Here is a 21,486-nt window from a genome sequence, read left to right on the forward strand (position 1 = left end):
GCGGCCGGGTCGGAGCCACCGCCTCGGCCGCACGGACCGATCCGGCCATGTGCCGGAGCTGGCTCGCCGAGTACTGACGCCGCAGCAGCACGAATAACAGCCCGCGCCGGGTCAGCGGACGCGCGAGCGGGGAACGGTTGGAGGACATGCTTTCTCCCTGGGTCGTCGAATTCTGGGCGCGCCCGCACGGGGCGTCAGCCGGGATCGGAAGGTCGGCCGCGGCCCGGATCCGGGTGCGGCGCAAGACCTGTCAGATCCGCAGAATCGACAGTTCGGAGAGGGAGAGCGAGGTCCAGGGCGGGGGACGTTCCCGGTGCATCCGCCAGGACGCGAGCGTGGGCGGGCGGGTCTCGCGGGACCGATCGGCGATCCAGCCCAGGAGCACCAGGCCGATTCCGAGCACCAGGCTGGACAGGATCAGGTAATCACAGCCGTGCGAGCTCGTGTGCCCGCCGGAATGATCGCCCTGAGGACCGGGCGCGTGATTCGAGCCCGTCGTGGATTCGGCCATCACCACGCTCGGTGCGGCCGACTCGGACACACCGTGGCCCGCCGAGAACACCCCGGCGTGCATGGCCATGATCCCCAGCAGCAGCGCCAGCGCACCGAGCAGCCGGACGTATCCGGTCGCTCCCGGCGCAACGCGCTGATCAGCCATGTCCGCCATGATAGCCGCCGTCCGACGCCAACCCCCCAGGGGTATCGAAGGCCACAGTCCCCCGACCGGCGATTACAGCAGGCTGTCGGTGGCCAGCCGGGCCAGGCAGGTGTCGAGCACATCGGCGGCGGAACCGGATTCCGCGCCCGCGGCCCAGAGTTCGGTGGCCAGCCGCACCGCGGTATTGGCCATGGCCGCCGCCAGCGCCACATCGAGGTCGTCGTCGGCGCGTCCGGTGCGGGCGGCGATGATCGGGATGAGCTGGGTCTCGCAGTCGTACTGCACCCGCAGCCAGGTCGCGCGCAGCGCCGGGAGCTGGGTGGCGGCCCGCACCAGCGGGCGCAGCCGGTTCTCGACGATGCCCTCCGCGGCCAGCGTGCCCAGCGTCGCGACCCGGTAGGACCGGCTCAGCGCCTCGCGCAGCGGCAGGTCCGGCGGGCAGGCGGCCAGCTCGTCGGCCCAGGCCCGGGTGCCGATGGCCAGCAGCGGCGCGACCACGTCCTCCTTGCCCGCGAAATAGCGGTAGAAGGTCCGCAGCCCCATACCGGCGGCCGCGGCGATCTCCTCCACGGTGGTCGCGGCGTAACCGTTTTCGATGAACAGATGCGCCGCCACCGTCGCCACTTCGCGGCGGGTGGCCGCGCGGCGGGTCTCGCTCAGGGCCGGTCGCCCGGCACGGTTTCGCTCGCTGCTCACCCGGGAACTGTACCGAGACCCAGAACGTTTCCTGGCGTCGCGTGCCATTTTCGGCATATCGTGTCAGAAACTAGCTTCACCGACGAAGCTGGTTCCACCGATCAGGGAGTGATCCATGAACCGTCTCGAGCAGCGCCGCATTCTGGTGACCGGTGCCGGATCCGGCATCGGCCAGGCCACCGTCCTCCGCTTGCTGTCCGAAGGCGCGGTCGTCGCCGGGGCCGACGTCAATGTCGAGGGCCTGGAACTGACCCGCAAGCAGGCCGTCGAGGCCGGCGCCGATGCCCGGCTGACCACGGTCGAGATGAACGTCGGCCAGGAGGCCGACGTCGTCGCCGGCGTGCGCACCGCCATCGAGAAACTGGGCGGGCTGGACGCGGTGGTGAACGCGGCGGGCATCCTGCGCGCGGCCCACACCCACGAAACGTCGCTGGAGCTGTGGAACCAGATCATCGCCGTCAACCTCACCGGCACCTTCCTGGTGATCCGGGAGGCGCTGCCCGCGCTGCTGGCCAACCCGCGCAGCACGATCGTCAACTTCAGCTCGACCTCGGCCAGCTTCGCGCACCCGTACATGGCCGCGTACTCGGCGAGCAAGGGCGGCATTCAGAGCATGACCCATACGCTGGCCCTGGAATACGGCAAGCAGGGTCTGCGCGCGGTGTGCGTGGCGCCCGGCGGCATCAAGTCCGGCATCACCGACGCCACCCCCGGCTATCTGCCCCAGGACTCCGACTGGTCGCTGTTCGGCCGCCTGATCGCCGTGCTGCCGCAGGACAACCCGGAGGAACTGGCCGGTCCGGAGAACGTGGCGGGCGTCATCGCCATGCTGGTCTCCGACGACGGCCGCTTCATCAGCGGCACCGAGATCCGCATCGACGGCGCGGCGCACACGTAATCGCCCGGCGCCCAACCACTTCGAATACGGTGAGGCCCCGATCGATGATCGATCGGGGCTTCGTCACCTCGGCCGAGCGGCCGGTACGACTAACTCGCTGCGCCGACCAGCCCGCGCACGATGCCGTCGGCGGTGCCCGACGGCCATTCCAGCGCCGTGTCGAGCTTGGCCAGCAGATCCTCGGCGGGCTCCTCGATCAGGCACCGCTCGATCTGGCTGATCGATCCGGCCGACGGGCCGCCCTTCTTGGCGACATCGGCCTGCGTCCAGCCGTTCTCCTTCCGGCGCGCCTTGACCCGCTCGGCCAGCGCCTTGATATCGGGCTGCCCCGCAGCGGTTTCCGAGGCCACGACCTCAGACACGACAACCTGCTCGACGACCGGCCGCGCCGCGACGGCCTCCCGCACCGGTTCGGCGGCCGCGTCCGGTGCCACCCGCGCGGCCTGCGGCCGCGACTTCCCGGAAGTCATCAATCCCTGCGTAATGAGCCGAGACCGCTTCCGCCTACCCATCTTCCCCATATACCGCTCCTCGATCCGCATCTCAGCCTTCGCTGAAGCACCGGATAGGTTGCCATAAGTTCGCGAGAATCCCTCGCCATCGGCGAATGTCGGCGTGGCAACACGCGAAAGCGGCAGATACCAAGGAGTATCTGCCGCTTTCGGGGGGTATGCCGGATCAGTCCGCGAGGGCGTAGCCCGCGTCGGAGACCGCGGTGGCGATGGCGCCGGGCGCGATCGGGGCGTCGCTGTCGACGACGACACGGCCGCTGTCGACGTCCACGTTCACTCCGGTGACGCCGGAGATCTTGCCGACCTCCTTGCTCACGGAGTTCGCGCAGCAGCCGCAGGTCATTCCGGTGACGGTCACGGTGGTGGTGCTCATAGCTCGACGCTCCTCTTTTCGCTCGGGACAACCGGTTCCGGCCGCCTTCTCGCCGCTACCATACCCCCCTATGGTATTTCGTCAAGCCCCTGGGACCGCCCCGAAGTCCGTGGGCCGCATCACACGAACCAGGGTTGCGTATACCCCCAGGGGGTATTAACGTCCCTGTCGTCGAACACCACGAAGAGGAGAATTCCGATGCGATCCGCCCCCATGCTCAGCTCCCTCTTCCGCAACAGGGACTACTTGCGGCTGTTCACCGCGCAGGTCTCGGGTCTGTTCGGCACCGGATTGACCACTGTCGCACTGGGTTTGCTGGCCTACGATCTGGCGGGCGGCGCGGCCGCGGCGGTGCTGGGGACCGCGCTCACCATCAAGATGCTGATGTACGTGACCGTCGCCCCGGTGGTCGCCGCCTACGCCCACCGCCTGCCGCGGCGCGGCTTCCTGACCGGGTTGCACCTGGTGCGCGCCGCGGTCGTGCTGGCCCTGCCGTTCATCGATCAGATCTGGCAGATCTACGTGCTGATCGCGATCCTGCAAACCGCCTCGGCCGCATACACACCCACCTATCAAGCGGTCATCCCCGACATCCTGCCCGATGAGCGCGAGTACACCCGCGCGTTGTCGGCGGCGCAGCTGGCCGCCACCATGGAGACGCTGCTGAGCCCCATGCTCGCCGCGGCCGCGCTGACCGTCATGAGCTTCCACTGGCTGTTCGTGGGCACCGCGATCGGCTTCGCGGTCTCGGCCGCCCTGGTGCTGGCCACCCGGATCCCGAACTCGACCGCCACCGGCGGTGATTCGTTCCGGGAGCGGATCACGGCCGGGGTGCGCATCTTCGTCGCGACGCCGCGACTGCGGGGCTTGCTCGGCCTGAATCTGGTGGTCGCGGCGGCCGGTTCGGTGATCATGGTCAATACCGTCAACTATGTCCGCGACACCTTGGGCGGCACCCAGTCCGGGGTGGCGATGCTGCTGGCGGCCAACGGTTTCGGCACCATGCTCGTGGCGCTGTCGCTCCCCCGCGTCCTGGACCGCGTCGGCGCCCGCCCGGTCATGCTGACCGGCGCGGCCACCCTGCTCACCGGTCTGGCCGCCGCCATCGCGTTGTCCTCGGCCGATGCGGGCGACTGGCGCTGGGTCGCGGCCCTGACGGTGTGGGCCGTCGTCGGCGCGGGCACCGCGGCCATCCTGACCCCGACCGGCCAGGTGCTGCGTCGCTCCGCGCAGGCCTCGGATCGTCCCGCGCTGTTCGCGGCCCAGTTCTCGCTCTCGCACCTGGCGTGGCTGCTGACCTACCCGGTCACCGGATGGCTCACCACCACAGCGGGATTCACCGTCACCTGGGTGACCCTGGCGGTACTGGCGACGGCGGGCATCATCGTGGCGGCGCGGATGTGGCCGCGTGAGGATCCGGAGGTGATCACCCACCTGCACCCGGTCGGCAGCATCGATCCGGAGCGCCTGGGCGACGCCGAACTACTGACCGACGGGTTCTACGTCCACACCCACCCGTACGTGATCGACGCCGATCACCTGCACTGGCCGGTCCGCACGCCCCGCGGATTCGAGGTTCCGATCGCGGCCTGAGGCCGGATCCCATGCGGCAGGCACCCCCGGGTGCCTGCCGTTTTGTATTGCCCTCCGGACCGACACTGGCGAGTGCCGATACCGAGCAGGGCAGCTTGCCCGGGGTTTACGCCCGGTTCGAGCCTGCCTACCGTGGACTGGTCGGGAGGTCGCGTCGGCCGGCGGTGCTTCCGTTTGAAATCAGCTGTGCGAGTGGTGGATTCAACGACTCGAGAGGATTTCCGATGCGTTCCACGATGCCTCGACGCGATCCGGTCGGCGCCCCGGCCACAGCCCCGCCGGGCTCGACCCCGAACAACGTGGTGGCCTCCGTCGGCGGTGTCGCGCTCACCTCCGCGGACCTGGATCGCTGGTCGAACCGGCTCGCACGCATGTTGCTGCGAGTGGGTGCGCGCCCGGGCGGATTCGTGGCCCTGACCGGGCTCACCGAACTGGAATCGATCGCGGTCCGCCACGCCCTCGACAAGATCGGGGCCCGGGTCTCCTCCAGCTCGCGCACCCCGGAGGTGGGCGTGACGGTGTGGGAGCGGCGCGGCCGGCTCAGCGACGCGGTCACCTGGCTGGTGCTCGACGAACCGGCGACCTTGCGGCAGTACCGCGACATATCGGGAGCTCCCCCGACCGCGGCGGAACTGGACGCCGCGCGCCGGCACTGAGCAGCGGTGCGCTTCGCACTGGTGGGAAGCCTGTAATGGTTATCGATGAGCGATCTATAGATCAGATGCTCGAATGTTGATGGTTCAACCGCCAGGAAGGTCGTTCGTGAAGCGTTTCGCAACAGTTCTGACAGCGGGAGTCGCTGTAGCCGTTCCGTTCTTCGCCACTGCTACCGCGAACGCGGACGTATGGCAGCCGGTGCCGGGCGTGTCGATCCCCTTGCCCGACGGCCTGTTCACCGGTAGTGCGGGCGTGACGCCGTCGAAGCCTCCGGCCCAGGATCATGTCGCGGGCGAGCCCTGCGGCGACGGCGGGACGTGGGTGCATCTCGATCCCGGTAATGCCGCGCATTACGGCACCGAGTGGTTGTGCAGCAGGTCCAACTGAATCGGCCGGCACACGAATCGAGCCCCGGGTCGGAATGACCTGGGGCTCGATTTCTTCAGCTGGCGCGGCTCAGTGCTGATTGCCGTTGCGGCTCAGTGCTGGTTGCCGTTGTTCTGGTGGTAGCCGCCCTGGCCCTGGTTGCCCTGGGTGCCGTTCGCGCCCGGGCCGCGGTCATCGGTGCCCGGCTCGGCGTGGTTGGTGGGGGTGTGGACGATGTCGTAGTAGACGCTCGGGTCCGCGGCGTTGGGGGTGACGCGGTAGGTGAAGGCGTGCTTGTCGAGCTGGATGATCGGAACCACGCGGGTGAACAGGACGGCGCCGGCGTCGTTCTTGGCGGCGATCCAGCGGGTGGAGCCGTCGGGGGCGACGGTCCAGTCGCCGTGCATCTTCGGGGTGTCGTTCAGGTTGTACATGGTGAACGTGCCGTCGTCCTTGAAGTAGGCCCAGCCGACGAAGTTCGACACGGCCGGGTTGTCCAGCGCGACGTGGTCGCCGTTCTGGTCGAGGGCGTCGGTGGTCTTCCACGGGGTGGAGGCCAGCACGGCCGACGGCGAGGCCTCGTCCTGGGCGACCGCGGTGATACCCGGAGCCTCCGGAGCGGCGAAGGCGGCGGTGGCGGGCAGCACACCCACCGTGGCGGCCACGAGGGTGGAGACGGCGACGACGGTGCGGCGGGAGATCAGCGAGGTGATGTTCACGTGTTCAACCGTAGGAGTCGCCCGTGGGCCCGCACATCAACCGATCGGCTACACCTCGGCGCGCCGATGGGGTGATGGCGGGACTCCGGCTTCAGCCGTCGGTGTCGGCGAAGACGGGAGTGAGGTCGACGCCCGCCGGCGGCCGCAGCCGCCGCAGGGTGCCGTCGACCCCGGTCACGTACAGCGCCCAGCCCACTCCGTCGTTGGCGATGCGGACCGAGGTCGGACCGGTGGGCGGGATGGGGGTCGCGGCCTGCCAGCCGGTGGCGATGGTGCAACTGGCGCCCGTGGCGGGGTCCACCTGGTAGATGCTCCCGGTGGTGTCCCCGGCGAGATACAGCTGCCCGGACCGGGTGGCCTCCATATCGTCCAGGCCCGGGAAGAGCCCGTCGTGGATGGTCGCGATCACCGTGGAGGTGGCTGGCGCGTCCAGCGGAATGGACACGACCTGCGACAGGCCGTCGTTCTCGGTGTAGATCGACCGCCCGTCGGCGGCCAGCGCGATCCCGTTGGGGTACGGCGTATTCGACCAGTGCGGGTCGAATTCACCGGTGGAGGGACGGTACCGGCCCAGTCCCGCCGGCACCGGAATCGACAGGTCGGAGATGATCAGGTCCCCGTCGGGAAGCAACAGCAGCCCGTTGGGGTACCACAGCCCCGTCAACAGCGTGGTCACCGCTCCGGAGGACACGGTGTAGCGCTGCAGCGTTCCGGTCCCGGGAACCGCGAGATCGTTGTTGCCGGTGAGGAAATACAGCTCATCCCCGATCAGCCGCAGCCCCGCCGGATGATCCAGACCCGACAACAACGTGGTAGCCGTGCCGCTGGAATCAACGTGGTACAGCAGACCGTTCACAATGCCGGTCAGATAGAACCCGCCGCCCCCATCGGCTTCGAGATTCTCGAGCGCACCCAGGCCCGACGCGAGAGTGTCGGCCTGCCAACCGTTCGCGCAGGAAATCACCTCCGCGTGCGCGCCCGGCGCGCTGACCACTGATCCGGCCACAGCCACCGCCACCCATGTACCCGACAGCAACCGCCGCACTGTCCCCACCCCGATCGACATGCCAGGAATCCTAAACGACATCGGCTGAATGGATTTCCCGAAACCCCGGTCATACGCGATGAAGCCGCAGCACATCTCGGGCTGCGGCTTCATCGAATTGTGGTCCTGACCATGATCAACCCGAACCATCGCACGGCTCAACCTGATGCGGTCAGCGATAACCCTGTCGTGCGGGCTGCGGCGCGGAGTTCACCTGCGCGGCCTCTCGGTATCGAAGGCCAGTGGCGCCCAGTGCTTTCGGGTGGTTCGGCGGGATCAGACCGCGGTGACGACCTGGTCGTAGGTGAGGCGGGGAGAGCGGGGGAACCAGGCATCGGGGCCCGGCTTGCCGATATTGACCACGACCAGGGATGCGAGATCACCCGCGGGGAAGAAGTCGCGGTCGACGCCGGCCGCGTCGAAGCCATTCATCGGTCCGGCGGCCAGGCCCGCGGAACGGATCCCGAGGATGAAGTAGCCGACCTGGATGAGGGCGTTGAAGCGGGCCGACTGGGCGCGCACCTCCGGATCGGCGAAGTAGTCCTTCGCGTCGGGGGCGTGGGGGAAGACCGTGGGCAGATGGTCGTGGAAGTTCAGGTCGGCGGCCAGGATCGCGGTCAGCGGGGCGGCGGCCGTCTTGGGCTTGTTGTTGTCGAGCATGTGGGTGACCAGGCGCGCCCGGGCCTCGGGCGTGCGGACCAGGACGATGCGCAGCGGCTGCTGGTTCATCGAGGTCGGGGCGTACTTGGCCAGCTCGTAGATCTCACGGAACTGCTCGTCGGTGACCGGTTCGTCGGTGAAGGTGTTGGCGGTGCGGGCCTCGCGGAAGAGCAGATCCTGCGCTTCCCCGGCGAGGGCGAGCCGGGTGTCCGATTGGGCGGTGCTCATGTGATTCTCCTTGGGACAGGCTGATTTCGGGTCAGTCGTGGGAAACTCGGCGGGAGCGGGTGAGGAGGGTGCCGTCGAGGCGCACCAGCACGTCGTGCACCACGCAACTGGGGTTGATCTCGGGCGCCCGGCCGGGGCGGATCTTCACCACCAGGCAGTAGGAGGTGGCGACGATGCTGCCGTCGTCCTGCGGTCGCAGATCGGTCATGCCGAACCAGTGCCGCCGCTGCATGGGATCGGCTTCGAAGCGCTGGTGGAACGCGACGAGGTCGGCGATGATGCCGGCCCGGGTACGCGCCGGCGGCCGACCCGGGGTGTGCTCGAATTCCGCGTCCTCGGTGAAGGTTTGCGCGTAACCGGGGATGTCCCGGTTGTCGAGCCGCTGCATCTGGTCGGCGTAGAACTGCTGGACCTCGGCGTACAGCTCGGCGCGGCTGGCGACGGTGGTCATGCTGGCTCCTCGAATGCTGTTGTGCCTGCCTCGATTCGGCGGGCCGCGACTGCGATCCACCGTGTCCGACCCTGCTCGAGCCTTGGTCGAGCCGGTTTGACCGGAGCTATAGGTCCGGCCGCCAGGCTGATTCCGCAACAGCCCCGCCGAACCGGACACCCCATCGATGGAGGAGAAATGACCGCAGCTCAACGCGTCGCGCTGGTTACCGGCGCGACCAGTGGAATGGGTCTTGCCATCACCGAGAGCTTTGCCGCCCAAGGCATCTCGGTCTTCATCTGCGCGCGCGATCAGCAGCGCCTGCTCGACACCACCAAACGATTGCAGGACGACGGCCACGCGGTGGACGGCGTCACCTGCGATGTCCGCGACGCCACCCAGGTCCGCGAGTACGTCGACGCCGCCGTCGAGCGCTTCGGCCCCGTCGACATCCTGGTCAACAATGCCGGCCGCAGTGGCGGCGGCGAAACGGCGCAGATCACCGACGAGTTGTGGCTGGACGTGGTCGACACCAACCTGCACAGCGTCTTCTTCGCCACCAAGGCCGTGCTCACCGCCGGCGGCATGCTCGAACGCGGCAGCGGGCGCATCGTCAATATCGCCTCCACCGGCGGCAAACAGGGCGTGGTGCACGGCGCGCCCTACTCGGCCTCCAAGCACGGAGTCGTCGGGTTCACCAAGGCGCTGGGCCTGGAATTGGCCAAGACCGGCATCACCGTCAATGCCGTCTGCCCGGGATTCGTGGAAACTCCCATGGCCGAACGGGTTCGGGAGGTGTATTCGGACATCTGGGGAGTCGACACCGACGAGGTGCACGCCCGGGTGAGCGCCCGCGTCCCCATCGGGCGCTATGTCGAGCCCACCGAGGTGGCGGCCATGGTCGACTATCTGATCGGCCCGGGCGCCGCCGCCGTCACCGCCCAGGCGATGAATGTCTGTGGCGGACTGGGTAACTACTGAACCGCGTGCGTGCCGGTGCACGTCGACTATCCCCCGTTCTCGTTCGCGCCGGTGCGGCCGCGACCGGGTGGTCGGCGAGCCTGGACCGGATGGTCAGCAAGGATGAATGGTGCGGCGCCAGGCCAGAATCCGGCGCTGGGTCCGGCCGTCGATCTGGGCGGCGCCGATGAGCGTGAGCTCATCGCCGCTCAGCGTCAGCTGCCGGACCTGTTCGGTACCCGCCCAGGCCGGATTCGAGCACACGCTGATGGCGTGCACGACCTCGTCGCCGCGCAGCCGCCAGGTGCCGGCGTAGCCCATGAACGGGACGGCCGCGGCGGCGGTGTCGGTGCGCATCATGCTCACCGACATATGGCCGCAGGATTCGTAGATCAGCAGGCCGCGAGGCGAATCACCGAGTGGTCCTTGGCTTTTGGCGTCATTGTCGTCGATGTCGTAGTAGGAGCGCAGTTCCCAGGTGCCGATGAGGTCAGTCATGAACCCCACCATGGTCGCGCGCCCTACAGTCACGCTCGAGGCTCTGCGGTCACGCCTGAGGTTCTACGCTCACGCCCGAAGCGCAGCCCCGCGGGCGAAGTCGTACGCGGTCCGGATCAATCGCCACACCACGGCCACTTCGTCGGCATCGCGCGGACCGTAGACCATCAGCAGCGTCGGCGGCAGATAGCCCCGCCGCGCCATCGGATGCTGTTCGGCCCAGCCCTGCTCGATGGCCTCGAGCGCGACCGCCGCGGGCAGGCACAGGTGCAGACTGCCGTCACCGCGCCCGTGCAGATGCGCGAACTCGGTTCCGACCACGAAGGCGTGTTCGGGCCCGTGGGCCAGCTCGGGCAGCAGGTACAGCGCGCGGGTGTCGGGCAGCGAGACCCGGCTGCGTCCGACCTGGATGCCGGGCAGGGTGATCATCCGCGCCCACAGGGCTTCCTGCAGATCGGGGGGCGCGATATCGGAAAGCTGTTGATGGGGATTGTGCGGCCGCGTCCGGGGCCGCTCGCCACCGCGCCGCGGGAGGTCGAGCCGGTCGGTTGCTGTCACGGTCATCGCTGTGCTCCTTTCGGTTTCGCACTTCGTCGAACCGCCTGGTCACACAGTAGTTTCCAAAGTATAGTAGTTACCAAATGGAAAGTATCGGGGAGTCGCCATGACGGACGTCACACCTGCCGCGGTGGATCCTTGTCCGATCACACCGGTGGTGGACCTCTTCTTCGGCCGCTGGTCGACCCAGGTGCTGTGGGTGCTCACCCACCACGGCCGGATGCGCTTCAACGAAGTGCTGCAACGCATTCCGGGACTCACCCCGAAGGTGCTGACCCAGCGGTTGCGCCAGCTCGAGCGGGACGGACTGCTGGTGCGCACCTACTACGCGGAGGTGCCGCCGCGGGTGGAGTACGAGGCCACCGCGCTGGCCGAGACCCTCTCGCCGGTGTTCACCAGCCTCACCCAATGGTCCGAACAGCACCTGGGAGCGGTGCTCGACGCGCGGGCGGCCTACGACGCGGCCGAAGGCTGAGCCGCCAATTCCAGCAGGTGCCCCGACAATTCGCGCGGCATGGTGATCATGCAGTCGTGCCCGGTGGGCAGCAGCTTGAGCCGGTCGGCGGGCAGATCCGCCGGCGGCAGGGTGCGTGGCATGGCCGCGCGCATGGCCTGGAATTCCGCGCCACCTCCGGTGCACTGAATGTGGGTCACCGGAATCTCCTGCAGCGCACCGGGATTGCGCAGCATCATGGGCTCGGTGAACGTCTTCAGCGACTGCGGGGTGAGCATCGAGGCCAGCCAGCTCAGATCTGGTTCGTCGGTGACGCCGTAGAGCCCGCCGTCGCCCATCGGTTCGGTCTGCGGTGGAACCCGCCAGCCGTCACCGAATTCGGCCGCCAGCGCGGCGAAGGCGTCAACCATGGGGGCCATGACGTCCGCGACCGCCTCACCGTCCCGGGGTACGAAGGTGTCGACATAGACCAGCTCGGCCACCCGATCCGGCAGCGCGTCCGCGAGCGCGGTGATGACGATGCCGGCGTAACTGTGGCCGACCAGTACGAGATCCCGCAGCTCGGCGGTGCGTACCAGCTCGACCAAATCCTGGACGTGGGTGCCGAGCCCGACTTCCGGGCCGAGCGACCCGGCGCGTTCGCCGAGGCCGACCAGTGAGGGGGTGAGCACCTGGTGGCCGGCGGCGCTGAGCAGCGGCGCGACCCGCTGCCAGGCCCAACCGCCGTGGAACGCACCGGGAACGAGCAGATAGGTGGTCATCGCTTCTCCTGTGTCATCACTTCGAGGCGGGGCGCGGGGCGTTTCGGGGGCATGTGGGGTTTGGAGGTCACGTGTTCGGGCCGGACACCGAGTCCGATGACCCACGCGACCACGTGCGCCAGCCCGGGAAAGCGCCGCAGCAGCCGCGCCAGCAGCGGCTTGTCGGTGCCGGGTCGTTCGGCGCTCGGGTAGAGATCGGTGAGCAGTCGCAATTGCGCGAATTGCACTACGCGCATCGGCAATTCGCGGCGTCGCTGCACCACGCGCAATTGGGCGGTGGTGGGTGTGCGACCCGCCCGCAGGGTCGGTGCGAGCAGCCGGGCGGCGGCGATGGCGTCCTGGACGGCGAGGTTGATCCCGACCCCGCCGGCCGGGGACATCGCGTGGGCGGCATCCCCGATGGCCAGCAGCCCCGGCCGGTACCACTCCCGCAGCCGGTCGACCCGGACATCGAGCGGTTTGATCGCGTCCCAGTCGCCGATCTCGGCCGTCAGCGCCGCCGTCAGCGACGGGTAGATGGCGGCGATCGCGGCCCGGAAGGCGTCGAGCCCTCGCGCGCGCACGGCCGCGAAACCGCCCTTGGGAATCATGTAGGCGACCTGTAGGTACTCGTCGCGATCGATGCAGACGATGAAGAAGTCCCGCCCGCTGCGCACCGCCGGCAGCCGTTCGCCCGCCGGCTTGCTCACCCGGAACCACAGCACATCCATGGGCGCGCGGCTGGCCGCGACCTGGAGCAGGTCATCTCGCCGCACCAGCGAATTGCGTCCGTCGGCGGCGACGACGAGTCGGCTGCGCACCTCGAGCACCGCCTCGGGGGTGCGGGCGCGCAGCCCGGTGACCGTGCCGTCGTGCTCGATCAGTCCGGTCACCTCCGCCTGTTGGATCAGCCGGAAATTGGGGTAGCGGCGGGCGGATTCGGCCAGGAAGTTGAGCACATCCCACTGCGGCATGAAGGCCACGAACGGGAATCGTCCCGGCAGCCTGCGGAAGTCGGCGAAGGTGACCGGCCCCATCGCCGTCGCCATCGGCAGCTGCGGCAGTTCGACGTGCGGGAGGTTCAGGAACTCCTCCACCAGTCCGAGCTCGTCGAGTGCCATCAGCGTCGAGGGATGCACGGTGTCACCGCGGAAGTCGCGCAGGAAGTCCGGATGCTTCTCCAGCACCAGCACATTCGCGCCCGCGCGGGCGAACAGCAGCCCGGCCATCAATCCGGCCGGTCCACCACCGGCCACGCACACGTCGACGGCTTCGGTGCTCATGCCCAGCATCGCGGCACCTGCCCGCCGTTGTAGGTGACCATCTCGTCGAAGATGGCCAGGACATCCAGTGGCGCACCGATTTCCGGCGTATCCAGCTCGGCGTAGGCGCGGTGCAGGTTGCCGACCACCCGCTCGGCGTCGATCAGGTCCTCGAACTCGCCCAGATTCACCTGCGACGCCAGTTCGAGCGGGGCGATGCCCAGCGACTTGCCCTCCGCCGCGAGCTTTTCGATCCACCGCAGGTAGCGGGTGGTCTGGGTGAGGATCTCCGGTCCCGCCACCGGACCGTGCCCGGCCACCACGGTCCGCGCACCGAGCGCGGTCAGCCTGCGCATCGCGTCGAGAGTGCCACGGACCGAACCGAACAGGCAGAACGGCGCGGCCCCGGACATGACGACATCACCGGCGAAGAGCACCTTCTCCTCGGGCAGCCAGGCCACCACATCGTTGGTGGTGTGCGCGGCCGGACCGACGTGGATGAGTTCGACCCGCCGCTCCCCCACCCAGACCGTCACCCGATCGCTGAAGGTGAGCGTGGGCAGGGTGACTCGGACATCACCCCACTCCACCTGCGGCCACAGCTGAGTCAGCGCCAGCCCGGTGTCGATCATCTCCGACCGGATCCGATCGTGGGCGACGACGATCGCCGCGCCGCCGAACTGATGGTTGCCGAAGTTGTGATCGCCATGGTGGTGGGTGTTCAGGATGGTGCGGCCCGGCCCGCCCGCATGCCTGTCGACGAACTCGGCCAGCGCGCGGGTGCGTCCCTCGGTGGCGAGCGTATCGATCACCAGCGCGCCGTCGCGCCCGGCGACCACCCCGGCATTGCTGACGCACCACCCGCCGCGATCGTGGGTGTAGGCGAAGACGTCCTCGGCCACCTCGCGCACCACCGGTCGCGCGAGGGGCCGGGCTCCGGTGGCGGTCATCGCGGTGACTTCGTGGTCTCGGTCCGGCGGTCGGCGACCTCCCGGACCCCGCACAGCAGGGTGTTGCGGCTGTTGGTGCCCAGCGCCTCGGCCAGATAGGAGCGCGCGTCAGCGAGAGTGGTGTGCGCACCGAGGGTGTCGCGCGCCACCTCCGGGTTGATCGCCACCAGATGCCGGGCGGTGACCACGGCCCCGTCGGCGCTGTCGGCGAATTCCCAACTGCCGCTGTGGCCGAACAGCATGGCCGGCGGCACCAGCTGCTTGTAGTCGATGCGCTCGGCGGGCAGGCAGACGCGAATCGAACGGGTGGTGTGCGGGACACCGCCGGCGGTGACGGTGTCCATCTCCATGAGCTGCACGCCGGGCTCGTCCTCGGTCAGCTCCACCCGGCCCACGTGCGGGACGTGGTCGGGCCAGCGGTCGCTGCGATAGACGAACTCGTAGAGGTCCGCGGCCGGGGCATCCAGGACCACCTTGTCCTCGAAGGTGTGCAGCACCTGCGACACCGGGTACCCCAGTTCCGCGATACGCGCCAGGGTGGCCAGTTCGGTGACGCTGTTGCGGTCCACCGCCTCCGCGATCGCCTCCTGATCACCACCCGGGATCACCGAGAAGTGGTGGTCCAGTGTGATTTTCGTGCTGCGGGCGCCCACCTCCTCGAACGTCCACTGCCCGCCCATGGTGGCGATCGGGGCCGCGCTGCGCTCCTGTTCGAAGGTGATCCGGTGCTGCCGGTCCACGAACTCCCGGCGCGACGTCCAATTCTTGACCTCGCCGTTGACCGTCGCCCACAGCCGGAACCGCTCGTGGGTGGGCGTGCGATCCAGGTGCCGCACCAGCACACTCGGCTCGAAGATGACCGGCCAATAGGTGACGTCGGCGACCAGGCGATAGACATCCGGGAGCGCCGCCTCCACGACCCGGTGATGACTCATCCGTACGATGCTCATGCCGCGCCCGCCAACCGGCCGTTGACGATGCCGATCAGCTCGGCCGGCGTCTTCACCTCGACGAGCCGGTCCTCGGGGATCTTCACCCCGAAATCGCGCTCGATGCGCGAGGCCGTCTCGATCAAGGCCAGTGAGTCGTAGCCGAGTTCCTCGAACCCGACCTCGGAGATATCGCCGGCCAGCTCGGGTGCGGTCTCGTCGCCGCCGGCGCACTCCACCAGAATCCGCCGCAGTTCGTCGATGGTCATGGACATGATTGGCTCCTCGATTGTGTGCTGTTGCTCGGGTATCGGTCGGGTGTCACCGGTCGACGCCGCGGACGACCACCGCGGAGTTGAAACCCCAGCGGCCGCGGGCCAGCACCAGGGCGGTTTCGACGGTGGTGGGCCGGGCGTCGCCGCGGACCAGGTCGATCCGGTACTCCGGCGCCGGGGTGACGGTGCCGGCCGTGGGCGGGATCACCGAATCCCGCATGGCCAGCACGGCGGTGACGATGTCGAGCGGCCCGGCGCCCGAGAACAGCCTCCCCGTCAGGGGTTTCGTCGCCGTGACCGGAACGCCGGCCGGGCCGAACACCGCGTCCAAGGCCGCGGCCTCCGCACGGTCCTGCTCGGGCAGGCCCGCGGCATCGGCGAACACCACATCGACGTCGGCGGGGGTGGCACCCGCGTCGGCCAAGGCCAGTTCGATGGCACGCTGTCGACCCGATGGCCGACCGGAATCCGGCGGCGGATCGAATGTCTGTGCGTACCCGGCGATTTCACCGTAGATATGCGGCACGCCGCGGGTGTTCGCCGCGTCGCGATCCTCGAGCACGAGCATCGCCCCACCCTCCCCCGGCACATTGCCGGTGGCCTCGGCGTCGAAGGGCAGATAGGCCCGCGCCGGATCGGTCGCGGTGCTGAGGGTGCCACCCGCGACGTGCGAGGCCCAGCCCCACGGGTCCAACGCGGAATCCACGCCGCCGGTGACCACCAGGGGCGTCCCGCGCCGCACCGTGCGCCGGGCATGCCCGATCGCGTCGAGGCCGCCGGCCTGTTCGGCGACCAAGGCGCTGCTGGGTCCGCGCATGCCGTGCCGGATGGAGATCTGCCCGGTGTTGACCGCGTAGAACCAGGCGAACGACTCGTAGACGCTGACATGCTCGGAGCCCATCGACCACAGCTTGTTGAACTCGCGATGGGTGAATTCGAAACCGCCCGAAGCGTTTCCGGTCACCACACCCATGTCGTAGTCGGCCAGTTCGGCGGTATCCACCTTCGCGTCGTCGAGCGCCCACTGCGCCGCCACCAGAGCGAGTCGCGTGGAGATGTCGGTCTGCGGCAGCAGTCGGCTCGGAAGATGCTGTGCGGCCTCGAAATCCGGGATCTGCCCGGCCAGGCGTCCACCCGATGCGGCGGTGTCGAACCGGGTGAGCGGCGCGATGCCGCCGCGGCCCGCCAGCACCGCCTCCCAGAAACGTTCGGTGCCGAGCCCGTTCGGCGCGATCACGCCGACTCCCGTCACGACGCTCATGCTGTGTCCTTCCGAGCATGAGCGGGGGCGCTCCGTGGTTACGCTGCGCAAGCGCTGGGAGGTGGAGCGGCGCCTCCGCGCCTGACCGCTCATGCCGCGACCTCCGACGTGCGGCGCAGCACCATGGCGCTCTGGAATCCGCCGAACCCGCTGCCGACCGTCAGCACGGTGTCCATGCGATGGTCGCGGGCGGTGAGCGGCACATAGTCGAGATCGCATTCCGGATCGCGCTCGTGCAGGTTCGCCGTGGGCGGCACCACCTGATAGTCCAGTGCCAGCAGGCAGGCGGCGATCTCCACCGAACCGATGGCGCCCAGTGAGTGACCGACCATGGACTTGATCGAGCTCATCGGCGTCCGATAGGCGTGCTCGCCGAGACTGCGCTTGACCGCGGCCGTCTCGTGCCGATCGTTCTGCCGGGTACCGGAGCCGTGCGCGTTGACGTAGCCGATCGCGGTGGGATCGACCCGGGATTCGTCCAGGGCCACCCGGATCGCCTCGGCCATCTCCCGGCCGTCGGCCTTGAGTCCGGTCATGTGGTAGGCGTTGCAGCGCGTCGCGTAGCCGGTGACCTCCGCGTAGATGCGGGCGCCCCGGCGGCGGGCGCTCTCGAACTCCTCCAGCACGAACATGGCCGCGCCCTCGGCGAGCACGAAGCCGTTGCGGGAGTTGTCGAACGGCCGCGAGGCGTGCTCGGGGTCGTCGTTGCGCGGGGTGGTCGCGCGAATGGCGTCGAAGCAGGCCACCACGATCGGGGTGATCGGGGTGTCGGCGGCGCCGGCGATCATCACATCGGCCGACCCCTCGCGGATCAGCTGCACCGCGTGCCCGACCGAATCCAGTCCGGAGGTGCAGCCGTTGGAGACCATGGCGACCGGGCCCTCCGCCCCGACGCTCCAGGCCACCTCCGCGGGCATGACGCTGGGCACCATGTAGTCGAACATGTAGGGCGACAGGTGCTTTTCGTCGAGCACCCAGTTGCGGCCGGAGTCCGACAACACCAGGTACTCCTGTTCGAGGCTGGTCGCGGCGGCGACCGCGCTGCCCAGGCTCACCCCGAGGCGGAACGGATTCACCGACTCGATCGCCAGGCCGCTGTCGGCGACCGCCTCGCGGGCACACACCACGGCGAACTGCGCCGCGCGGTCCATGCGCCGGATCTCGCGGGGCGACAGCCCTTCCGCGAGCGCATCGAAATCGGCCTCGCCGGCGACCCGGGACCGATACGGGGCGGGGTCGAAGAAGCTGATGGCCCGGGTGGCGGTGCGTCCCTCGGACAACAGCTTCCAGAATTCGTCCTTGCCGGATCCACCGGGTGCCCGCACACCCAGCCCGGTGACGACCACCCGCCGGCTCACCGCATACCCCCGAATGTGATGGCGTACATAGCAATTCTCCTTCGCGCCGAATGCTGGTCGAAGCTCCGATGTCCGCCCCAGCCTGGCGCCCGCGGCTCGAGGGCCGCTCGAGCTCCGGACTCGAGCCGTCCTCGAGCCGCGACTGCGATCGTCTCCGAAAGGCACACGCGGCCAAAGGATCAGGAGGAACGCAGCACTGTAGCCCCGTCCGAGGGCGGGGCTACAGTGGAATCGCCGGTCGACGCCGCCGGCCAGCGCTAGCTCATAAAGGCGGATCGAAAATGAGAACGAGTGATCAGGCGGGGCGGGCGAAGCTGCCGAGCCCCGAGGGTGCGTTCCAGCCGATCAAATAGCCCGCATGCCGGGTCTCCAATATATCCGCCACCGACTCGTCGGAGGCATTGAGAATATCCAGGTGCAATTGCCGAATTCGCCAGCACGGATCGAGCCCGAGTTCGAGCTGCATCAGCTCGGCGAAATTGTGATAGACCTCGAGCGCTCTGTACCGCTGCCCCGATCGGCACAGCGCGTACATGTAATACGCCTGCATTCGCTCGTGGAGCGGCTGCTCGGCGGTCAATCTCGCCAGATCGGGGCAGGCCTCGCGATGACCGCCCAATCGCAACAGGGCCTCGATCCGCCGCTCCTGATTCACCAAGCGCAATTGCTCGAGATGCGTCAATTCCGCGGTGAGCGGATTCCCGGCCTCCACATCCAGCAGCGGCGGGCCGGCCCACAGGGCCTCCGAGGCGGTGTACAGCTCGACCGCGCGCCGATCGTCGCCCACCGAGGCCGCACAACGCGCGGCCTCGGCCATGACCTGGTAGTCCCTGACATCCAGTACACAGTCGCGGGCATCGAACAGATACCCCTTGCTCCAGGTGCGCAGGTATCGGTCCGCCACCTCACCGTGCTCGACGTCCAGGAACTCGGCCATCCGCTTCCTGATCCCGAGCACGTATGTCTGTACCACCGTCACGGCACTGCGTGGCGGATCCTCGTTCCATAACTCCTCGATCATCGCGGACACCGGCACGACAGTGGAATGCCGGACGAGCAGCAGCGCGAGCAATTGCCGCTGTTTCTGAGCCGTCGGCGTGGCATTCCTGTTCTGCAGCGCTAGCGTTAGCGGTCCTAGCACGCGAGCATAGATTTGCTGTGTCACGGGCGCTCCCTACTACCTTTTCCCGGCAAAGCGCGGAAAATGAATGCCCACGACACTGGAGGCGACTCCAGCCTAACGGTCGGCAGGTATCAGGTTCGTGAACAAACCGTAATTTGATGGTTAAAGCACAAATGTTCCAGAAACATAGAGTACCTGCTACGCCATCGCATCGATAATAAATGACAAATCAAATAAGCATCGCGTATGGACCCAAATGCCGTCGGGACCTCCGCATTTGAGCGACGCTCGAGGACCCGTGGGTCAGACTCGGAGCCAGTGCAGTCCGGAAGTGGTTGGCCGCCAGCCGATTCCGGACCACTCCCGATCACCACCGAGGACTGGCATGCGTGAACGCGTCGAGGAGCTCGACAAACTCAAACAATCGGTACTGGCCGGGCCCGATGCGGCCGCGACGCAACGTCAGTACGACAAGGGAAAGCTGACCGCCTACGAGCGGATCGACCTGCTGCTCGACCCTGGGTCCTTCCAGGAGATCGAGCCGTTACGACGTCATCGGGCAACAGGATTCGGGCTCGAGCACCGGCGGCACCACACCGACGGTGTGGTCACCGGCTGGGGAACCGTCGAGGGGCGAACGGTGTTCGTGTTCGCGCAGGACTTCCGGATTCTGGGTGGCGCGCTCGGCGAGGCGCATGCGCAGAAGATTCACAAGGTCATGGATTTGGCCCTGGCCGCGGGCGCACCGTTGGTCGGGCTCTACGACGGTGCGGGCGCCCGTATCCAGGAAGGGGTCACCGCGCTGGCCGGTTTCGGTGGGATATTCGCGCGAAACACCAAGGCCTCCGGCGTGATTCCGCAGATCAGCGTCATCCTCGGACCTTGCGCCGGCGGCGCCGCCTACAGTCCCGCGCTCACCGATTTCGTCTTCATGATCCGGGAGACGGCCCAGATCTTCATCACCGGACCCGACGTGGTGGCGGCGGTGACCGGCGAGCGGGTCACCATGAACGAGCTGGGCGGGGCCGACATCCATTCGCGCACATCGGGTGTCACCCATTTCACCTACGACGACGAACCCTCCTGCCTGCACGATGTCCGGCATCTGCTGTCGCTGCTGCCGGCCAACAATCGTCAGCATCCGCCGGCGGTGGTGTGCACCGATCCCCCGGATCGGCGCAACGAGTCGCTCTACGATCTGGTCCCCCTCGACGGGAACCGGCCTTACGACGTGCGCGCGGTCATCGAGGAGATCGTCGACGACCACGAGATCTTCGAAGTGCACGAGCAGTGGGCGGCGAACGTGGTGTGCGCCTTCGCCCGCCTCGACGGGCACGTGGTGGGCGTGGTCGCCAATCAGCCGAACATGCTCGCGGGGGTGCTCGACATCGCCGCCTCGGAGAAGGCCGCCCGGTTCGTGCAGCTCTGCGACGCGTTCAATGTTCCGCTCGTCACGCTGATCGACGTGCCGGGTTTTCTGCCCGGTGTCGCGCAGGAGCACGGCGGGATCATCCGCCACGGCGCCAAACTGCTCTACGCCTACTGCAACGCCACGGTCCCCCGGGTCTCGGTGGTTCTGCGCAAGTCCTACGGCGGCGCGTACATCGTCATGGATTCCCGGTCGATCGGCGCGGACCTGGCGCTGGCCTGGCCCAGCAACGAGATCGCCGTCATGGGCGCCGAGGCGGCCGCGAACGTGATCTTCCGCCGCGAGATCAATGCCGCGAAGGATCCGGAGGCGATGCGGCAGAACAAGATTGCCGAGTATCGCTCGGAGCTGGTGCACCCCTACTATGCCGCCGAGCGGGGCCTGGTCGACGACGTGATCGATCCCGCCGACACCCGCTCGGTGCTCATCCGCAGCCTCGCCATGCTGCGGACCAAACACGCCGACCTGCCGATTCGCAAGCACGGCAACCCACCCCAGTGAGCAGAGCGAGAAGCACATGACAGCACCCCTGGTCCGCGTCGAACGCGGCAATCCCGACGATATCGAAACCGCCGCCCTGCTCATCGCGTTGGTGAGCGCGCTCGCGAATTCCGTGGAGAGTGCCCCGCCCGCGGTGGCCCCCGTGCGCTGGATCGGGCCGCCGCGCGCGAGCGCATTCGTCCCGCCGCGCAGCTGGGCCGCGGCATGAGCGCCGAATCGGTTGCCAGGGAAGGCAGTTACGGCCTGTGCAAGGTCCTGGTAGCCAACCGAGGCGAGATCGCCGTGCGCGTGATCCGGGCCGCCAAGGACGCCGGTATCGCCAGTGTGGCCGTGTATGCCGAACCGGACGCCGA

Annotated in this window: 27 protein-coding genes; 9 read left to right on the forward strand and 18 right to left on the reverse strand. The window is 68.3% G+C overall.

The genetic code is table 11. From position 1 onward, the window contains the following. Window positions 1–250 precede the first annotated feature (250 nt). Together ACWELJ_RS26035 and ACWELJ_RS26040 are read right to left on the reverse strand one after the other, a co-directional pair. Window positions 251–658: a DUF6153 family protein gene (locus ACWELJ_RS26035; protein ID WP_452368759.1), complete on the reverse strand. Its 408-nt coding sequence runs from the start codon at window positions 656–658 to the stop codon at window positions 251–253. A gap of 72 nt (window positions 659–730) precedes the next feature. Continuing rightward, window positions 731–1,354 carry a TetR family transcriptional regulator gene (locus tag ACWELJ_RS26040; RefSeq protein ID WP_452368760.1) on the reverse strand — a complete coding sequence of 208 codons (624 nt, stop codon included), beginning with the start codon at window positions 1,352–1,354 and terminating at the stop codon, window positions 731–733. A 115-nt stretch (window positions 1,355–1,469) separates the two neighbouring features. On the opposite strand from ACWELJ_RS26040, the gene ACWELJ_RS26045 reads away from it, so the two are divergent. Then, on the forward strand, window positions 1,470–2,252 hold the full coding sequence (locus ACWELJ_RS26045) for an SDR family NAD(P)-dependent oxidoreductase (protein ID WP_452368761.1): 783 nt from the start codon (window positions 1,470–1,472) through the stop codon (window positions 2,250–2,252). A gap of 89 nt (window positions 2,253–2,341) precedes the next feature. On the opposite strand, the gene ACWELJ_RS26050 is transcribed toward ACWELJ_RS26045, so the two are convergent. Further along, the gene (locus tag ACWELJ_RS26050; RefSeq protein ID WP_452368762.1) at window positions 2,342–2,722 is read right to left on the reverse strand and encodes a helix-turn-helix domain-containing protein; all 381 of its coding nucleotides are present in this window, start codon (window positions 2,720–2,722) and stop codon (window positions 2,342–2,344) included. 208 nt (window positions 2,723–2,930) lie between these two features. Beyond that, entirely contained in the window at window positions 2,931–3,137 is a 207-nt protein-coding gene (locus ACWELJ_RS26055) for a heavy-metal-associated domain-containing protein (RefSeq protein WP_452368763.1), read from the reverse strand. 213 nt (window positions 3,138–3,350) lie between these two features. Between ACWELJ_RS26055 and ACWELJ_RS26060 the strand changes: the two genes are divergently transcribed. The 3 genes from ACWELJ_RS26060 (at window position 3,351) to ACWELJ_RS26070 (ending at window position 5,774) form a co-directional block, all read left to right on the forward strand. Further along, window positions 3,351–4,730, forward strand: a complete 1,380-nt coding sequence (locus ACWELJ_RS26060; protein ID WP_452368782.1) for an MFS transporter — start codon at window positions 3,351–3,353, stop codon at window positions 4,728–4,730. Between the two features lie 224 nt (window positions 4,731–4,954). Next, window positions 4,955–5,386 carry an AMP-binding protein gene (locus ACWELJ_RS26065; RefSeq protein WP_452368764.1) on the forward strand — a complete coding sequence of 144 codons (432 nt, stop codon included), beginning with the start codon at window positions 4,955–4,957 and terminating at the stop codon, window positions 5,384–5,386. A gap of 106 nt (window positions 5,387–5,492) precedes the next feature. Continuing rightward, entirely contained in the window at window positions 5,493–5,774 is a 282-nt protein-coding gene (locus ACWELJ_RS26070; RefSeq protein WP_452368765.1) for a hypothetical protein, read from the forward strand. A gap of 92 nt (window positions 5,775–5,866) precedes the next feature. Here the strand turns inward: ACWELJ_RS26070 and ACWELJ_RS26075 are convergent, their stop codons facing one another. From ACWELJ_RS26075 to ACWELJ_RS26090, 4 genes are all read right to left on the reverse strand, one after another. Continuing rightward, window positions 5,867–6,472, reverse strand: coding sequence for a DUF4822 domain-containing protein (locus tag ACWELJ_RS26075; RefSeq protein ID WP_452368766.1), 606 nt, complete (start codon window positions 6,470–6,472; stop codon window positions 5,867–5,869). 91 nt (window positions 6,473–6,563) lie between these two features. Next, window positions 6,564–7,538, reverse strand: a complete 975-nt coding sequence (locus ACWELJ_RS26080; RefSeq protein ID WP_452368767.1) for an SMP-30/gluconolactonase/LRE family protein — start codon at window positions 7,536–7,538, stop codon at window positions 6,564–6,566. Between the two features lie 255 nt (window positions 7,539–7,793). Next, window positions 7,794–8,405, reverse strand: coding sequence for a malonic semialdehyde reductase (locus ACWELJ_RS26085; RefSeq protein WP_452368768.1), 612 nt, complete (start codon window positions 8,403–8,405; stop codon window positions 7,794–7,796). 31 nt (window positions 8,406–8,436) lie between these two features. After that, entirely contained in the window at window positions 8,437–8,856 is a 420-nt protein-coding gene (locus tag ACWELJ_RS26090; protein ID WP_452368769.1) for a nuclear transport factor 2 family protein, read from the reverse strand. A gap of 177 nt (window positions 8,857–9,033) precedes the next feature. Here ACWELJ_RS26090 and ACWELJ_RS26095 point away from each other — a divergent pair, with 177 nt between their 5' ends. Further along, on the forward strand, window positions 9,034–9,816 hold the full coding sequence (locus ACWELJ_RS26095; RefSeq protein ID WP_452368770.1) for an SDR family NAD(P)-dependent oxidoreductase: 783 nt from the start codon (window positions 9,034–9,036) through the stop codon (window positions 9,814–9,816). A 93-nt stretch (window positions 9,817–9,909) separates the two neighbouring features. Here ACWELJ_RS26095 and ACWELJ_RS26100 read toward each other — a convergent pair whose 3' ends face one another. Together ACWELJ_RS26100 and ACWELJ_RS26105 are read right to left on the reverse strand one after the other, a co-directional pair. Further along, the gene (locus tag ACWELJ_RS26100) at window positions 9,910–10,293 is read right to left on the reverse strand and encodes a lipocalin-like domain-containing protein (protein WP_452368771.1); all 384 of its coding nucleotides are present in this window, start codon (window positions 10,291–10,293) and stop codon (window positions 9,910–9,912) included. Window positions 10,294–10,362: 69 nt separating this feature from the next. Next, the gene (locus ACWELJ_RS26105) at window positions 10,363–10,857 is read right to left on the reverse strand and encodes a luciferase domain-containing protein (protein ID WP_452368772.1); all 495 of its coding nucleotides are present in this window, start codon (window positions 10,855–10,857) and stop codon (window positions 10,363–10,365) included. 100 nt (window positions 10,858–10,957) lie between these two features. Between ACWELJ_RS26105 and ACWELJ_RS26110 the strand changes: the two genes are divergently transcribed. Further along, complete coding sequence (locus ACWELJ_RS26110) at window positions 10,958–11,326, forward strand: winged helix-turn-helix transcriptional regulator (RefSeq protein ID WP_452368773.1); 369 nt, start codon at window positions 10,958–10,960, stop codon at window positions 11,324–11,326. Here ACWELJ_RS26110 and ACWELJ_RS26115 read toward each other — a convergent pair. The 8 genes from ACWELJ_RS26115 to ACWELJ_RS26150 form a co-directional block, all read right to left on the reverse strand. Continuing rightward, complete coding sequence (locus tag ACWELJ_RS26115) at window positions 11,305–12,066, reverse strand: alpha/beta fold hydrolase (protein WP_452368774.1); 762 nt, start codon at window positions 12,064–12,066, stop codon at window positions 11,305–11,307. The genes ACWELJ_RS26110 and ACWELJ_RS26115 overlap by 22 nt on opposite strands. Then, the gene (locus tag ACWELJ_RS26120; protein ID WP_452368783.1) at window positions 12,063–13,328 is read right to left on the reverse strand and encodes an FAD-dependent oxidoreductase; all 1,266 of its coding nucleotides are present in this window, start codon (window positions 13,326–13,328) and stop codon (window positions 12,063–12,065) included. The genes ACWELJ_RS26115 and ACWELJ_RS26120 overlap by 4 nt, the downstream gene beginning before the upstream one ends. Continuing rightward, the gene (locus ACWELJ_RS26125; RefSeq protein WP_452368775.1) at window positions 13,325–14,257 is read right to left on the reverse strand and encodes an MBL fold metallo-hydrolase; all 933 of its coding nucleotides are present in this window, start codon (window positions 14,255–14,257) and stop codon (window positions 13,325–13,327) included. The genes ACWELJ_RS26120 and ACWELJ_RS26125 overlap by 4 nt, the downstream gene beginning before the upstream one ends. Beyond that, entirely contained in the window at window positions 14,254–15,192 is a 939-nt protein-coding gene (locus ACWELJ_RS26130; protein ID WP_452368776.1) for an aromatase/cyclase, read from the reverse strand. Before ACWELJ_RS26130 ends, ACWELJ_RS26125 begins: the two co-directional genes overlap by 4 nt. A gap of 11 nt (window positions 15,193–15,203) precedes the next feature. Beyond that, the gene (locus tag ACWELJ_RS26135; RefSeq protein ID WP_452368777.1) at window positions 15,204–15,461 is read right to left on the reverse strand and encodes an acyl carrier protein; all 258 of its coding nucleotides are present in this window, start codon (window positions 15,459–15,461) and stop codon (window positions 15,204–15,206) included. Between the two features lie 46 nt (window positions 15,462–15,507). Then, window positions 15,508–16,722, reverse strand: a complete 1,215-nt coding sequence (locus tag ACWELJ_RS26140; RefSeq protein ID WP_452368778.1) for a ketosynthase chain-length factor — start codon at window positions 16,720–16,722, stop codon at window positions 15,508–15,510. A gap of 89 nt (window positions 16,723–16,811) precedes the next feature. Further along, the gene (locus ACWELJ_RS26145) at window positions 16,812–18,080 is read right to left on the reverse strand and encodes a beta-ketoacyl-[acyl-carrier-protein] synthase family protein (protein WP_452368779.1); all 1,269 of its coding nucleotides are present in this window, start codon (window positions 18,078–18,080) and stop codon (window positions 16,812–16,814) included. A 295-nt stretch (window positions 18,081–18,375) separates the two neighbouring features. After that, window positions 18,376–19,245: an AfsR/SARP family transcriptional regulator gene (locus ACWELJ_RS26150; protein ID WP_452368780.1), complete on the reverse strand. Its 870-nt coding sequence runs from the start codon at window positions 19,243–19,245 to the stop codon at window positions 18,376–18,378. A gap of 343 nt (window positions 19,246–19,588) precedes the next feature. Here ACWELJ_RS26150 and ACWELJ_RS26155 point away from each other — a divergent pair, with 343 nt between their 5' ends. The 3 genes from ACWELJ_RS26155 to ACWELJ_RS26165 form a co-directional block, all read left to right on the forward strand. Continuing rightward, a complete protein-coding gene (locus ACWELJ_RS26155) occupies window positions 19,589–21,133 on the forward strand; it encodes an acyl-CoA carboxylase subunit beta (RefSeq protein ID WP_452368781.1) in 1,545 nt (514 codons plus the stop codon). Window positions 21,134–21,149: 16 nt separating this feature from the next. Beyond that, window positions 21,150–21,341: an acyl-CoA carboxylase epsilon subunit gene (locus tag ACWELJ_RS26160; RefSeq protein WP_364623689.1), complete on the forward strand. Its 192-nt coding sequence runs from the start codon at window positions 21,150–21,152 to the stop codon at window positions 21,339–21,341. Continuing rightward, a partial coding sequence (locus tag ACWELJ_RS26165; RefSeq protein ID WP_452368784.1) for a biotin carboxylase N-terminal domain-containing protein occupies window positions 21,338–21,486 on the forward strand: 149 nt, incomplete at its 3' end. The genes ACWELJ_RS26160 and ACWELJ_RS26165, both read left to right, overlap by 4 nt.

This window comes from Nocardia sp. NPDC004582 (genome assembly GCF_053602115.1).